General features: G+C 33.4%; 16 protein-coding genes. 12 read left to right on the top strand and 4 right to left on the bottom strand.

Annotation, left to right across the window (positions count from 1 at the left end; translation table 11 throughout):
* Positions 1–52 precede the first annotated feature (52 nt).
* The 8 genes from ABD935_RS05550 to ABD935_RS05515 all read left to right on the top strand — a co-directional run bounded on the left by ABD935_RS05550 (position 53) and on the right by ABD935_RS05515 (position 6,718).
* On the top strand, positions 53–520 hold the full coding sequence (locus ABD935_RS05550; RefSeq protein ID WP_345190680.1) for a lipocalin family protein: 468 nt from the start codon (positions 53–55) through the stop codon (positions 518–520).
* A gap of 7 nt (positions 521–527) precedes the next feature.
* Positions 528–1,232 (top strand): YiaD family glycine zipper/OmpA-like lipoprotein, encoded by a 705-nt coding sequence (locus ABD935_RS05545; RefSeq protein ID WP_345190679.1) that lies wholly within the window; start codon positions 528–530, stop codon positions 1,230–1,232.
* A gap of 147 nt (positions 1,233–1,379) precedes the next feature.
* The gene (locus ABD935_RS05540; RefSeq protein ID WP_345190678.1) at positions 1,380–2,222 is read left to right on the top strand and encodes a helix-turn-helix domain-containing protein; all 843 of its coding nucleotides are present in this window, start codon (positions 1,380–1,382) and stop codon (positions 2,220–2,222) included.
* Positions 2,223–2,310: 88 nt separating this feature from the next.
* Positions 2,311–2,487, top strand: a complete 177-nt coding sequence (locus tag ABD935_RS05535) for a hypothetical protein (protein ID WP_345190677.1) — start codon at positions 2,311–2,313, stop codon at positions 2,485–2,487.
* Between the two features lie 123 nt (positions 2,488–2,610).
* On the top strand, positions 2,611–3,159 hold the full coding sequence (locus tag ABD935_RS05530; RefSeq protein ID WP_345190676.1) for a carboxymuconolactone decarboxylase family protein: 549 nt from the start codon (positions 2,611–2,613) through the stop codon (positions 3,157–3,159).
* Between the two features lie 68 nt (positions 3,160–3,227).
* Entirely contained in the window at positions 3,228–3,614 is a 387-nt protein-coding gene (locus ABD935_RS05525; protein WP_345190675.1) for a cupredoxin domain-containing protein, read from the top strand.
* A 117-nt stretch (positions 3,615–3,731) separates the two neighbouring features.
* Complete coding sequence (locus ABD935_RS05520) at positions 3,732–4,250, top strand: ferritin (RefSeq protein WP_345190674.1); 519 nt, start codon at positions 3,732–3,734, stop codon at positions 4,248–4,250.
* A 350-nt stretch (positions 4,251–4,600) separates the two neighbouring features.
* Positions 4,601–6,718 carry a Tex family protein gene (locus ABD935_RS05515; protein ID WP_345190672.1) on the top strand — a complete coding sequence of 706 codons (2,118 nt, stop codon included), beginning with the start codon at positions 4,601–4,603 and terminating at the stop codon, positions 6,716–6,718.
* A 246-nt stretch (positions 6,719–6,964) separates the two neighbouring features.
* Here ABD935_RS05515 and ABD935_RS05510 read toward each other — a convergent pair whose 3' ends face one another.
* The 3 genes from ABD935_RS05510 to ABD935_RS05500 are packed head-to-tail and all read right to left on the bottom strand — an operon-like array spanning position 6,965 to position 10,315.
* Entirely contained in the window at positions 6,965–7,816 is an 852-nt protein-coding gene (locus ABD935_RS05510; protein WP_345190671.1) for a class II fructose-bisphosphate aldolase, read from the bottom strand.
* Positions 7,817–7,838: 22 nt separating this feature from the next.
* Positions 7,839–9,407 (bottom strand): L-fucose/L-arabinose isomerase family protein, encoded by a 1,569-nt coding sequence (locus ABD935_RS05505; RefSeq protein WP_345190670.1) that lies wholly within the window; start codon positions 9,405–9,407, stop codon positions 7,839–7,841.
* A complete protein-coding gene (locus ABD935_RS05500; protein ID WP_345190669.1) occupies positions 9,407–10,315 on the bottom strand; it encodes a carbohydrate kinase family protein in 909 nt (302 codons plus the stop codon). The genes ABD935_RS05505 and ABD935_RS05500 overlap by 1 nt, the downstream gene beginning before the upstream one ends.
* A gap of 137 nt (positions 10,316–10,452) precedes the next feature.
* Here ABD935_RS05500 and ABD935_RS05495 point away from each other — a divergent pair, with 137 nt between their 5' ends.
* The gene (locus tag ABD935_RS05495) at positions 10,453–11,295 is read left to right on the top strand and encodes an AraC family transcriptional regulator (protein ID WP_345190668.1); all 843 of its coding nucleotides are present in this window, start codon (positions 10,453–10,455) and stop codon (positions 11,293–11,295) included.
* Between the two features lie 159 nt (positions 11,296–11,454).
* On the opposite strand, the gene ABD935_RS05490 is transcribed toward ABD935_RS05495, so the two are convergent.
* Positions 11,455–12,780, bottom strand: coding sequence for an OmpP1/FadL family transporter (locus ABD935_RS05490; RefSeq protein WP_345190667.1), 1,326 nt, complete (start codon positions 12,778–12,780; stop codon positions 11,455–11,457).
* A 286-nt stretch (positions 12,781–13,066) separates the two neighbouring features.
* On the opposite strand from ABD935_RS05490, the gene sqr reads away from it, so the two are divergent.
* From sqr to ABD935_RS05475, 3 genes are read left to right on the top strand one after another with little or no spacing between them, the layout of a single operon-like run.
* A complete protein-coding gene (gene sqr, locus ABD935_RS05485; protein WP_345190666.1) occupies positions 13,067–14,311 on the top strand; it encodes a type III sulfide quinone reductase, selenoprotein subtype in 1,245 nt (414 codons plus the stop codon).
* Between the two features lie 25 nt (positions 14,312–14,336).
* The gene (locus ABD935_RS05480; RefSeq protein ID WP_345190665.1) at positions 14,337–14,645 is read left to right on the top strand and encodes a TusE/DsrC/DsvC family sulfur relay protein; all 309 of its coding nucleotides are present in this window, start codon (positions 14,337–14,339) and stop codon (positions 14,643–14,645) included.
* Between the two features lie 23 nt (positions 14,646–14,668).
* A complete protein-coding gene (locus ABD935_RS05475) occupies positions 14,669–15,142 on the top strand; it encodes a DsrE/DsrF/DrsH-like family protein (RefSeq protein WP_345190663.1) in 474 nt (157 codons plus the stop codon).
* The last annotated feature ends 19 nt before the right edge of the window (positions 15,143–15,161 follow it).

Here is a 15,161-nt window from a genome sequence, read left to right as displayed (position 1 = left end):
TAAAAATAGGCTTAATTCGTAAATACTTTAGCTATAAATTAAATAAACACATATGAAAAAAACAATTATTTTGTTACTTGCTATTAGTTTATTCGGATGCGGAACATCAAAAACCGTGAGAGATTCCAAAAAAGTCATAAAAGGTGAATGGACTTTAAGCAAAATAGATTACAGCGCCGTTGGAACATTCAATGTAACCTTGCTAAATGATGCATCAAAGGCATGTTTTGAAGGCAGCTCTTGGCAATTTGTTCCAAATAACAACACAGGTACTTATGTTATCAATAATGCAGGTTGCACTACTGGTATGCGTTATTTTAATTTCACTATTAAAGAAATAGATGAGCAAACAGGACTTTATAATTTCTTATTAAAGCCAACAGACGCAAAAGGTAAATCTGAAACCAATAAAGGGTTTCGATTAAAATTAACCGCATTATCAGAATCGAATATGCAATGGCAACAAACTATTTATAAAGATGGTAAGCCATTTATTATAAACATGAATTTTACAAAATAAAAAAAAGATGAAAACAATTTTAAATAAAGCAGCAATTGTAATTTTAACAATGGTTCTGTCTATTGGGTTTACAAATTGTAAAGCTGTACAAAATGCAAACAATAAACAAAAAGGAGGTGTAATTGGTGCTACAGGCGGTGCTATTTTAGGTGCTATTATAGGTAATAATGTTGGAAAAGGTGGTAATGGAGAATTAGGTGCTGTTATTGGAGGCGTTATTGGTGGGGGTGCTGGTGTGCTTATTGGAAATAAAATGGATAAGCAAGCCCAAAAAATTGAAGAGGAAATTCCAGGCGCACAAGTTGAACGTGTAGATAATGGTATTGTTGTTACTTTTGATGAAAGCAGTGGTGTTTACTTTGCTACGAATAAATATAATATTAATGAGGCGTCACAAACTACTTTAAACAAACTTATAGGTGTTTTTAAGGAATTTCCAGATACTAATATTTTAGTTGTTGGACACACTGATAGTGTGGGAGCAGATGATTATAATATGACGCTATCAAAAAACAGAGCTTATGCAGTAACTAATTATTTAACACAAAGCGGTGTAAGTGCTGGGCGTTTAACTACAAATTGGTTTGGAGAAACTCAACCTCTACATGATAATGCAACTGCTGAAGGTAGAGCCAAAAACAGACGTGTAAATGTGGCAATTCTACCAAATGAAAAAATGATTCAAGACGCTAAAACTCAAGCTGGACAGTAACCGGTTTTTTGATTGATGATAATAGAAAAGGTTATTCTTAAAGGAATAGCCTTTTCGTTTTGGTACGTAAATAAGCTATTTTATTTAATACCAATTCTGCATTGAAATAACTTGTAATGTTTTTAAAAAGATTCAGACAAAGTATCTATGCAAAAAACATTCAAAGAATTCTCTACCAACGCCATTCTTAAAATAGGAGATGAAGAACTCCTGGAATTGTATAAAACATCAAAACAACCCGATTTATATACCTTTATAAGAACAGCTAATTCTAAAGCCGAAATTATTGTTGATAGTATTCCATATATTATTGAGCCCAATAGTATTTTAGCATTAACCACAGTGCAATATTTTCAATTCATTTCAGGGAAAGATTTGGTAGTGTATCAATTCAATAGAGAGTTTTATTGCATTAAGGACCACGATCAAGAAGTAAGTTGTGCAGGATTATTGTTTTTTGGAAATGTGCATATTCCAATAATTGAATTAGATTCTAAAGAAAATAGAAAATTAAATATCCTTCACGAAGTGTTTTTAGATGAACTAGAAACTGAGGATACCATTCAAGCTGAAATGCTACGCATGCTTATGGCTCGGTTCATTATTATAAGCACGAGATTACTGAAAGCAAAAGAAGGTTTTGTAGAAACAGCTAAAAACACAAAAATCGATTTACTACGTGAGTTTAATATGCTGGTAGAATCCTTTTTTAAAGAGGAGCATAGTGTATCTTTTTATGCAGATAAATTATTTAAATCTCCTAAAACCTTATCTAATACTTTTGCTAAGTTAAACACAAGTCCACTACAAATTATTCATGAGCGTATTATACTTGAAACAAAACGCCTATTAATCTACACAGATAAAACAGCTAAAGAAATAGCTTATGAAATTGGCTTTGAAGATGCTTCACATTTAAGTAGATTATTCAAAAAACAAACTACGTTGTCACCTTCAGATTTCAAAAAACAACTCAAAAAACCTATTTAGGGAAAAATTGACAATCCTTAGGGTGTTCTTGCCATTTTATCAGGTCTTCTTTTAATTCATCTTTGTGAACAATTAAAACAACAAAGTCATGAATTTAAAACACATATCTATTTTCAACTTAATTGAAATATTTAGAGGAAAAAGAAAAGAACTATTAAATACTATTTCACCAAAAACACATTGCGAGCAAAATCATATTTCAGATTTTTATTGTGATGCTGAAAGACCGCATATTACTTCTAACTCAATAGGCTTAAATCAGTAAAAGGAAAAATTGACAAGCCAAAAGGAATAAACTACATGGTGTAAATTTTATAACGGTTGCACCTTTGTACCAAGAATTACAAACAGTAAAATTCAAATTAAAAACAATTTAAAAATAAAAATTATGAGCGCATTTAATGTACCAACAAGAGACCAAGTAAGTGAAAATAACCAAGCCATTTTCGATAATTTAAATAAAGCTTTAGGATTTGTACCAAATTTATATGCAACCTATGCAAATAGTGATACTGCTTTAGAAAACTATTTAAATTTCGCAAATGCAAAAACATCTTTATCTGCTAAAGAAAAAGAAGTTGTAAACTTAGCTGTAAGTGAAGTAAACAACTGTATTTACTGTTTATCTGCACATACTGCAATAGGTAAAATGAATGGTTTTTCAGATGATCAAATTTTAGAACTAAGAGCAGGACAGGCCTCTTTTGATAATAAATTAAATGCTTTAGCAAGATTAGCTAGAAACATCACAGAAAATAGAGGAAGAACAGATGAAGCTGTATTAGAAAACTTTTTTAATGCAGGATACTCAAAAGGGAACTTAATCGACACCATTTCTTTAGTAGGGGATAAAACGATTTCAAACTATGTGCATAGTACAACACAAGTACCAGTAGATTTTCCATTGGCTCAACCTTTAGAAGCTGCAACAGTATAAATAAACACGTATTAAATTAATAATCAATTCAATAAACCTGAGCAAAAAGCTCACAAAAAATTAAAACAATGAAAAAAGTAGTAGCAATTTTAGTAGTAGTATTAGCATTTACATTTAACTCAAATGCACAAGACAAAATGATGGACAAAGCAGTAAAAACAATTGCTTTAGAGCAAACTAAAGGAGAATTTGTCCAAAAAGCGTTAACAGTAAGTGAAGGCACTTATGTATTTGAAGTAGCAAATAACCATGCCGCAAAAGAAGTAGGTTTGGTTTTAGTTAAAAAAGGAGAAGATGCTAGTAATCCAGAAAACCACATAAAAACAGCTTATGTAACAACTGTTGTTAAAGATGGGGAAACTCAAAAAACAAACGCAACAGTATTAGCAAAAGGAGAATATGTATATTTCTGTCCATTAAATCCAACACCACAATATACGCTTACAGTACAGTAATTATACAACGTTAATTATTTATAAGTAAAAGGTTATTCTAATATTAGAATAACCTTTTTTTATGGATATAAGTAAGAAGAAAGCAAGTAATTTTTTACCTTTACTAAAAAGAACATTATGTTATCAAAAACCATACAAGACGCATTAAATAATCAAATACGCATAGAGGCAGAATCTTCTCAAATTTATCTAGCTATGGCCTGTTGGGCTGAAGTTAAAGGATTAGAAGGTGTTGCCAATTTTATGTACGCGCAAAGCGATGAAGAACGCGAACACATGTTAAAGTTAGTAAAGTTTGTAAATGAACGCGGAGGTCATGCCAAAATTTCAGAATTAAAAGCACCAAACGTTACCTTTAAATCGATTAAAGAAATGTTTGAAAAATTGTTTGAACATGAGGTGTTTGTGTCTCAAAGTATAAATGAATTAGTGCATATAAGTCTTCAAGAAAAAGACTATGCCTCGCACAACTTTTTACAGTGGTACGTTGCAGAGCAAATAGAAGAAGAAGCTGTGGCTAGGACCATTCTCGATAAAATAAATATGATTGGCGACGATAAAGGTGGCTTATATTTATTTGATAGAGATATTGAAAATTTAACCGTTACTACAGCGGCTACAAATACGCCTCAATAATTTAACATTTAAGCTTATTTAGATTTAATAAAAATAACTTATTTTTGCCAAAGTTTCGAATATTATATTCTGTTTTGGGCAAAAAGAAGAAAAAGAAAGCAATTAAAAAATTACGAAAATTAGGCAAAGAATTGCCTAAAAAAGTAAAAGATAGTTGCTGTAAAAAATTTAAAAAAAGCGAGAATAAACGCTGTAAAAAATGCCCTTGTTTTGATTTGATTAAGAAAGTGGCTTGATACTTTTAAAAAATAATATCCAGACCTGTCAGGTTTCCAAAACCCGACAGGTCTTTTTAGTTAAATTGAACAGAAAATTCTTTAGTTTCATTATAATTTAGCCCATATAATAGAATGATAAAATATATAATCCAACATACCCAACTTCCAGAAACATCTGTAAAAAACACGATTGAATTACTTAACGAAGATTGTACCATTCCTTTCATATCAAGATATAGAAAAGAACGTACAGGGAATTTGGATGAGGTTCAAATAGGGGATATTGTAAAATACAAAGAACAATTTGAAGCTTTAGAAAAACGAAAAAAAGCTATTTTAAAAGCTTTGGAAGAACAGGAGGTTCTTACTCCAGAATTAAAACAAAAAATTCAAGCAACTCAAGATTTAGTAACGCTTGAAGATTTATACTTACCATACAAGAAAAGTCGAAAAACCAAAGCAGAAAAGGCAAGACAAAATGGATTAGAGCCATTGGCAAAAATTATTATGTCTCAAAATGCAAATGATATGGATTCTATTGCGTTTAAATATGTAAAAGGTGATATTAATTCAGTTGAAGATGCTTTAGAAGGTGCAAGACATATTATTGCAGAATGGATAAATGAAAGAACAGATATTCGAAATAATATCCGTCGTCAATTAGAACGTTTTGCAATAATTTCCACGAAAGTGATAAAAACAAAAGCAGACGACGAAAATGCACAAAAATTTAGAGATTATTTTGATTGGGAAGAATCTCTAAATAGAATACCATCACACCGACTTTTAGCCATTCTAAGAGCAGAAAAAGAAGGTTTTATTCGCGTTAAAATTGAAATTGATAACGATAGGGCTTTAGATTATATAGAAAGGCGCATTATTAAAAGCGATAACGCTTGCGCGGGCTACATAAAAACAGCTGTTAAAGATGCTTATAAGCGTTTGTTGTTGCCATCATTAAGCAACGAAGCTTTGCAATTAGCTAAAGAGAAAGCCGATGAATCAGCAATTACCGTTTTTGCTAAAAATTTAAAACAGCTTTTATTAGGCTCTCCATTAGGGGAAAAACGTGTTTTAGCCATTGATCCTGGATATAGAACAGGCTGTAAAGTGGTGTGTTTAGATGCTCAAGGGCAATTAAAATATAACGAAACTATTTATCCGCATCCACCAAAAAGTGATAGCGTTGGAGCGATGAAAAAAATAAGTTCGCTTGCCGATGCTTATAAAATAGAAGCCATTGCTATAGGAAACGGCACAGCATCAAGAGAAACAGAAGCGCTAATAAGAAAAGTTCATTTTAAAAACGATATACAGGTTTTTGTGGTTAGCGAGGCGGGAGCAAGTATTTATTCGGCTTCAAAAATTGCACGTGAAGAATTCCCAAATTACGATGTTACGGTACGTGGGTCGGTTTCTATTGGACGTCGTTTACAAGATCCATTGGCAGAATTGGTAAAGATTGATGCTAAATCCATTGGAGTTGGTCAATACCAACATGATGTAGACCAAACTAAACTTCAAAAACAGTTGGATGTTGTTGTAGAAAATTGTGTAAACTCAGTTGGTGTAAACATCAATACGGCAAGTAAATCGTTGTTGAGTTATGTATCAGGAATAGGACCAAAACTAGCCGAAAATATTTTTAATTACAGAAACGAAAACGGTGTTTTTACATCTAGAACCGATATTAAAAATGTACCACGATTAGGAGGAAAAGCTTTTGAGCAAGGCGCAGCTTTTTTGAGAATTAAGGATGCTAAAAACCCTTTAGACGATTCTGCGGTTCATCCTGAAAGTTATGGGATAGTAACTAAAATGGCAAAAGATTTGGGTAAGTCAGTTGATAATTTAATTGGCAATAAAGAGTTACTTCAAAAGATAGACTTAAAAAAATATTGCACGGATTCAGTTGGTCTGCTAACGCTTGAAGATATCATCAAAGAACTAGAAAAACCAGGTTTGGATATTCGAGAGCAGGCTAAAGTTTTCACATTCAATCAAAATATAAAAACAATTGGCGATTTAAAAGAAGGACAATTACTTCCGGGAATTGTGAATAATATTACCAATTTTGGTTGTTTTGTAGATGTTGGGATTAAAGAAAGCGGATTAATTCACGTATCCAATTTATCAGATAGTTTTGTGAAAGATGTAAATGAACATGTGAGTTTACACCAGCAAATTATAGTAAAAGTGTTAGAGGTTGATGTTCCGCGAAAGCGTATTCAGTTAAAATTGCATAAATAGCATAAAGTAGGTACACGGTATTCTACCAGTGCAGAATAGATGTTCTATTTGGATTCGACTGGTCTTCGGTCTAAATTGTCCCCTTGAGGGATTTTAGGGGTGTCCTTCAAGGGAGTTAACTATCATAATCGGATAGGATGTGATTTCAATATGCTAAATACCTACTGGATTTCTAAAACCTTGCAGGGTAAATTCAAGATGCCTACAAGGTCAAAAAAAGACCTTGTAGGATACAATGTTAATGCTTTAAAGATTAGCTGGTACAAAATTAACAGCATTCAATCTATCTAAAACTACATCTTTAATTGTAGGAATAACGTCTTTCATTAAATAAGGAGGATAGGCACTATTTACATCTTTGCCTATGGCATTATACAACTCTTTCATATAAGTAGTATGGACAATAGTACCCACATTTAACTTTGCAACTCCTATTTTTATAGATCTTTGAATATCGGCATCAGGAATTCCAGTACCACCATGTAATACCAATGGAACGCTAATAGCTTCAGCAATTTCAGATAATCTATCAAAATGGATTTTAGGTGCTTTTGGCGTAAACCCGTGTGCTGTACCAATACCAACGGCCATAATATGTGGGTTGGCTTCTTCAACAATAGCGCGAACATCTTCAACACTTGCTAAAAAGTCCTTATCGGATTTAACCACGACATCACGACCCATAATTTTACCAATTTCAGCTTCCACTAAAACACCTGCTGATTCTGCATAACGCACCACTTCTTTAGTCATGGCTATATTTTCCTTTAAACTTTTTTGAGACCCATCAATCATTACAGAATGGTAACCATCGTCAATGGCTTGTTTACACATATCTACAGAAGTACTATGGTCTAAATGTAGGTATATAGGTTGTTTTGTTTTAGCTTGAATACCTTCAACCATTTTTTTACACAAAAAACTAGAGTTTAATTCTACAACTGGAGGATAGGTCATTGCCATTACTGGGCAATTAGCTTCGTCTGCTGCAAGTGCTACTGCCTGCAAATCGTATATGTCGTTAATGTTAAACCCTATGATGCATTTTTGTTCTTTTCTGTAGGTATTCAACAATGTAATTAGTTCTCCCTGTTTCATTTTATTATGTTTTAATATGTTGTTAGTAGTTTAAATGTTTTTGGATACTGCGTCCGCTTAATCCTTCATTAACAAATGCAATGTCTTGAACATTTGCCCAATGATTAAATTCTTTTAGGTCTTCTTGAAAATGGCCTCGGCCAACTATCCAATGATGATCTAATCCTTTGCTCAATATGGTGCCTACCACTGCAGATGCTTTTACGTTTTGAGTTACTATTTCCCCATAGGCGCCTCTAAATCGCATAGGAGAGTCTATAATTTTTCCTTCAAAAGACAACATGTCAGATGCATGTGGATATTGATATTTTGCTATAGTAACTGCTCCTTTTTCCAATAAAAATTCTAAAAGCATGCCATAGGATTGAGCTTCGTCATAGTTGTCAAGAATACTGTGATTTCGAACTTCAAATTTAGTGCCGCTACGAAGTAATCGGGTAGGTGAGCCACCACAATGCCACATGCCTAATTTGTTTTCCTCTGCGTTTAATATAGAAAGATCCATTAATGTTGGTAACGCTTTGCCCTGTGTAATTTCGTTTATTGCAACCATGGTAATAAGACCACCCATATCAGATTCATCTGAAATAGGAATACCTAAATCTTGTACTAACGCTCCTGCGCCATCGCCTGCAATTTTATAGTTATCGAAAAGTTCTGGCCAGTTTTTAAGTGCAACGCCTAAATAATTCCCTTGTCTTGCATAATCGGCAATGGCCAAACTAAAACGTACAGATAAAAACAGTTCCCTTTCATTTACTTTAGAAAGCCCGCAATTTTCATCATTAATTAGTTTAGAGACAATCTTGTCAATGTCCTTTTTTGCAAATTTTTCACCATATCTCCATACGGTTTCAATATCAACCCGATCTATTCCTAGACCAAAATGTTTTGAGATTGATAATTCGTTAAGTTCGCAATCGTAAAAACCTGGAACGCGCATACCTCCTATCATTAAAACAGTACTGTTTTGTAAATGTTTTTTTGCAGTAACCACTCTAATGAAACGGTCTAAAACTTGGTCTAATTGAAGCGATTTTGGGGCATTTACTACCCAAGAATACTTCACCTCCATACCGTTTAAAATATTTAGTAAGAAGTTTTGTCCGCATAATCTATTTGCTGTTAATCTACCACCGGTAACTTCGTCGTGCGACCAACTTAATAAGGGAATGGCATGTTCGCGTAACCAATTTGCCAGTGCCAAAGCCAAATCTCCAGCAATATAGGATGCCTGATATATTATTAATCCGCTCATGCCTTGAGCATTGTACTCATTTAAAAGGGCTAATAAATCGGCTTTTGTTTGTACGGGCTCTTTAGGTGCTAATAACGAGTTGTTTTCTCCCATGGCGCGCTTGGTTTGTTGTAAAGCTTCTGAATAGGATTTTTTTGCTTTTTCCCAATCAAAATGCAATTCAAAACCAATGCCTATAAGTCCTATACTTACTTTTTTTACGGTTTGTTTGGGCGTTATTAATTGTTCCATTTCCTTAGCAACAACACCTTTTCGGTTTAAAAAATCTAACGTGTTTTGTGAAGTATCTATAGATTCTTTTAATTCAGGAGTGCCAATATTATCTTCTACCATCACTTTGTGTTTTTAATGATTACGTTTTCGACTTCTTGTTTATTGGGGAAATAACTTCTTCCGCCAAAATGGGTTGCGATAATAGAAGCGTATGCTGAAGCAAATTGCATTCTATTTACAAGGTTTTTGCCCTCTAAAAGCGCAATGGCATAGGCGCCATGAAAGGCATCGCCACAACCTGTAGTATCCACAACTTTAGCGGGGAACGCTGGTTGATGGATGATATTGTTGTTTTCGATTGCCCAACTTCCATTAGCACCATCGGTAATTATCAACTGACCTTTGGTAAGTTTGCCAAGAGCAAACAAACAGTCGTGGGTATCCTTTAATCCAGTAATTAATTGTGCGCCTTCCAACGGTAAAATTATGTGGTCGCCCAATTGTATCATCTGTTTTAAGATGGCTATATCTCCTGTTTCAATATCTAATACTGATGGGGTTTCGTGTTTTTTTGCAATTTTCAATAACTCTAAATTACCAGTTACATCGTAGCCATCTACTAAAAGTAGTTTGCTGTTTTTTACCCAATCTTCGTTAATATCTTTTATTGCCAATGGGCTATAATTATCTAAAGAATAGAAAACAGTACGATCGCCATTATTAGCATCAACTTCCACTACAGCTATAGCTGGCTGAAAGTTTTCTTTTTCAATCATCAAGGATGTGTTAACTCCACATTTATGTAATTCTTGGTTGGCAATAATACTTAAGGTATTGTCTGCTTTATAACCCACAAACCCAGTTTTTAAGCCAGATTTAGCTATAACACAAGCAGCGTTTCCAGCAGGAGCACCACCTTGAACTAGTATTTTAGAAATTTCGTGTTTGGTGCCTTTAATAATTTTTGAAGGTACTTTGGCTAAAATATCTACTACCAATAATCCAGAAACAATAACATCAAGAGCCATATTTGAATTTGTCTTTATTTGTTTATGTAAAAATAGTTGAGATTTACATGTGATATTAAATACACTATTAGTGTAAACATGTACTATTTTTACTTAATTTTGATATGGAATGTATTTAATATGAAAATTGATACACTTTGAAAGCTATTTTTGAACCAATTTCTACTGATTTAAATCAATCCTTTCATTATGATATTTTTGAAAAGGAAGCATTTGAATCACCTTGGCATTATCACCCAGAATGGGAGCTAACTTATATTTGTGAAAGCTCTGGTATTCGTAGTGTTGGAAACGCCATTCATAGTTATTATCCTGGAGAATTGGTATTAATAGGTCCCAATTTGCCACATTGTTGGAAAAGTAATCATGCCAAAATGCACATAGCAAAATCGGTTTTTATACAGTTTAATGAAAACTTGCTTGGTAAGGGTTGGATGGAAAAGGACGAGTTTATATCCATAAACAAATTGCTAAAAGCTAGTTATAAAGGCGTGGTGTTTCATCCTAAAACGGCAAAAATAGCTGGAAAAAAACTGCTTGAAATGCAACATGTATCGCCTATGTTTCGGTTACTGAAAACAGTGGGATTATTGCATGAATTATCCTTGGATCGATACGAATCATTGAGTTTGGGCGGACATTTTAATGTAAACACCAATGTTTCAAAACGCATTCAAAAAATTATGGAATTTGTTGAGCATAATTATCAAAATAAAATTTCATCCCAGCAATTAAGCGATTTGGTTTACATGACACCAGTTTCATTTTCAAAATTCTTTAAAAAAACATTTAATAAAACATTTACCTCCTACTTGAACGAATACCGTATAAGTAAGGCATGCGAACTTTTGCGCGAATCGGATAACTCCGTAGAGCAAATTTCTTTTGAAACGGGATACTCAAATTTATCCTTTTTCCATCGTCAGTTTAAATCTATAACTAAGCGAACGCCTGCACAATATAGGTTGGCGTTTTATTGATTAATAACATGGAGATCGTGGACTATAAAATTTAAAACTATAAAAGTTCGTATTCCGCGAAAGCGAATACAATTAAAACTTCATAAATAAAAAATGCGAACTCATGGTTCGCATTTTTTATTGAATATTAAACTTACAGTACGACAATAAGTAGGCGTACTAATTAGTTTCTTGTGTTTTAATAAATTTATAGCTTACACCAAATTGAATCATTGATGTAGTCATGTCGTAAGATACTTCACTACCGGGGATGGCACCAAGAGGATTACCAGCACCTATAAACATTGGATTCAGAACTTGACCTTTAGTTGCATCACCACTAGAGCCATAATGATAAACAATATCAAGCTTCCAATTATCATTAGCTTCATAACTAAATCCTAATTGGAATGCATTTTTAATAATTGCAGTTGCAGGAATGTTAAAAAACGCTACGTCTTCAGGAATTGGATTAGAGCTATAAGTATAACCTAAACGTAATGGCAATTTATCAACGCCTTTATATTGAAGACCTGCCGATAAAATTGAAATATTTTCCCATCCAAATCCTGATACAGATGCTGTTGTCGTCCATCCAGTTTCAGAGAAACCATCAGTATTTTCATAATCTACCATTCTGTAATCTAAAGCTAAATCAATCGCATCATTAGAATACCCTAAACCAAATGATAAAATTGCAGGATAATCCATTTGAAATTTATTTTTTGCTGTTGAATTATCTAAATAGGTATTATCAAATTCGAATTCGCTAAACTTTTGGGTTGTTTTATATGACGCTCCAGCTTTAAATCCTGAACCCGAATCAAAGAATAATCCAAATTGTGCTCCAATTCCTGTAGCTGTAGCTTTATCTGCTGAAGGATAACCTGAGCCATTGGGATTTGCAGTAGGGTTAGGTGCTAATTCTAATGTAGAATAGTTAAAAGTCGGTTCTACACCAATTGAAAATTTATCAGATAATTCATAAGCCCAAGTAGCTCCGATTTGTAATAATATATAATCAGATTCAATATGCCCAAAACCATTTGGTTGAGGCATATTAATAGGATTCGTCATGCTTTCTGGGAACGTAACTCCAAATCCACTAATGCCAAATGCAGATGCGCCAAAAGTATGTTTGCTGCCTTCTTTCCCCCAAACCATGGCTAATGCAGGCATAGGAGAAACACCTCTATCATCCTTGGTGTTACCACTGAAGAAATTGCCAGTTGGTTGACCTGTATTAGAGTCAAATTCAGGAACCGTAGAGAATAACTCAGGCGATGAAAAGAATAACCCAACATCTAGTTTGATTATTTTGTCATCGAAAGCCGAAATTGATGCAGGATTCCATTGTAATGCTCCAGAAATGTCAAGTGGTTGTCCAGTTGCAGCACCTCCCATAGACATGTTTACAGCGCCAACACCTTGCATGATATGACCAGCCTGTGATAAAACAGACACAGAGAAAAGTAAAAATAACGAACGTAAAATAGTAGTTTTCATAATTAAGTTATTTAGAAGAATTCTGAAAGGAGTTTAGAGTTGAATTCTTATAGTTAATGTTTGATTGGTAAAATTACTTTGAGAATATCCTCTTATCTATGACTTTTGTCACTTCTTGGCTCTTTTTTTTTGAAAACCGTAATTACAAGCTCTTTATGTAACCTTTGTTACACAAGGGGTTAATGATGACTTTTGTCATAATTTGATAATTGCTTAATGAGTAATTTTATCAAGAATAATAATTTACAATTAATCATGATTGTGATGACTTTCAAAAGCAAAAACAATGAAAAACTTAGTTATTTTAGGTGCAGGTACTTCAGGAACCATGATGGCAAATCATTTAGTTTCAAAGCTTCCAAAAAAAACTTGGAAAATCACTATTGTAGACCAATATAAGACACATTATTATCAACCAGGGTTTTTATTTCTTCCTTTTGATACCTATACAGAAGATCAAGTAAAAAAAGTTGGTAAAAAATTTATTCCTAATGGGGTTAATTACATTCAAAAAAAAATAGACAAAATTTTACCGGAAGAGAATAAAGTTGCTCTAGAAGATGAAACCTTAGATTATGACCTCTTAATTATCGCAACGGGATCTAAAATTGCTCCGGAGGAAACTGATGGGTTATTAGGGGAACTTTGGAAAAAAGATATATTCGACTTTTACACGTTTGAAGGTGCTTTGGCATTGCGAAATAAATTCCGTGAATGGGAAGGTGGGAAATTGGTTGTGCATTTAACAGAAATGCCAATTAAATGTCCTGTAGCACCCTTAGAATTTGCTTTTTTGGCTGATTCTTATTTTACTAAAAAAGGCATGAGAGATAAGGTGGAAATTACTTATGTTACGCCTCTGTCTGGTGCTTTTACAAAACCTACCTGTTCAAAATCATTAAGTTATCTTTTATCTGAAAAAGGAATCCGAATGGAATCCGATTTTGCAATAGAAAGAGTTGATAATGAAACAAAAGAAATTGTTGATTACGGCGAACATAAAATCCCATTTGATTTATTAGTAACAGTGCCCACAAATATGGGCGACGAGCTTATTGAAAGATCTGGACTGGGAGATGATTTAAACTTCGTTCCAACACATAAACATACTTTACAATCTGTAGCCCACGAAAATATATTTGTAATTGGCGATGCTACCAATGTGCCAGCTTCTAAGGCAGGTTCTGTAGCCCACTTTCAGGCCGAAACTTTAACCGATAATATTCTATTATATATAAACGGATATACGCTAAAAGAAGAATTTGATGGACATGCAAACTGCTTTATAGAGACTGGAAATAACAAGGCTTTACTTATTGATTTCAACTATAAAACAGAACCAGTACATGGGACCTTTCCTTTTGCAAAAATAGGCCCTCTAAAATTATTGAAAGAAAGCGTTTTTAATCACTGGGGAAAATTAGCCTTTAGATGGATTTATTGGAATATGCTTTTAAGGGGTATTGCCATTCCATTTGTTTCAAGAAATATGAGTTTCAAAGGAAAAGTATTTGATATAAAAAAGAATTAATTAAAAACACTAAATAATAAATATTATGGATTTAAATATTGCAGGAATTAGATTAGACGTCACGGAAGACGGATATTTAACAGACGTATCTCAATGGTCTAAAGAAATTGGGCTAGAGATTGCTAAAAATGAAGGTGTTGAAATGACAGATAGACATTGGGAAGTGGTTTCTTGGCTTCAAGTACAAGTTAAAAATGATGTGGCTTTATCTGTTAGAGGTATTAAAAAAAGTGGTGTTTTAGACATCAAAGAATTTTATGCACTTTTCCCTAAGGGGCCATTAAAAGTTTCAACTAAAATAGCTGGTGTACCAAAACCAAAAAGTTGTATCTAAATCGAAATTAAAAACAAGAAATTATGGCCACAAAAGTTAAAAAAATGCTTTTTATTTTATCAAAAGCAACTATTGAAAATGCTTATGCCGCCTTTGTAATGGCAAATGGAGCAAGAATGGAAGGCATAGAATCCGAAATATTTTTCACTTTTTTTGGTTTAGAAGCCATTCAAAAGAAAAAGTTAGAACATTTGCACGTTGCCACCGTAGGTAATCCTGGGATGCATTTACCAACCATGTTAGGGGGGTTACCAGGAATGGAGGCTTTTGCGACAAAAATGATGAAAAAAGAAATGGAAAAACTAGATATGCCTCCTATTGGCGAGTTTTTAGAAATACTTTCAGATTCTGGATGTAGACTTTGGGCCTGTAAACTGGCAGTAGATATGTTTCATTTAAAAGAAGAAGATTTAATTGACGAATTAGATGGGATTCTAACCATCGGTGATTTTTATAGCAGAGCAGACCAAGAAGGCTGCCAACTCCTTTTTATATAATTTTTCAAGGTTTTATTTA

The organism is Algibacter agarivorans (assembly GCF_039543245.1).
Taxonomy (GTDB): Bacteria; Bacteroidota; Bacteroidia; order Flavobacteriales; family Flavobacteriaceae; genus Algibacter_G; species Algibacter_G agarivorans.
Note: the sequence above shows the minus strand (reverse complement) of the source record. Positions and strands in the feature narration are given on the sequence as shown.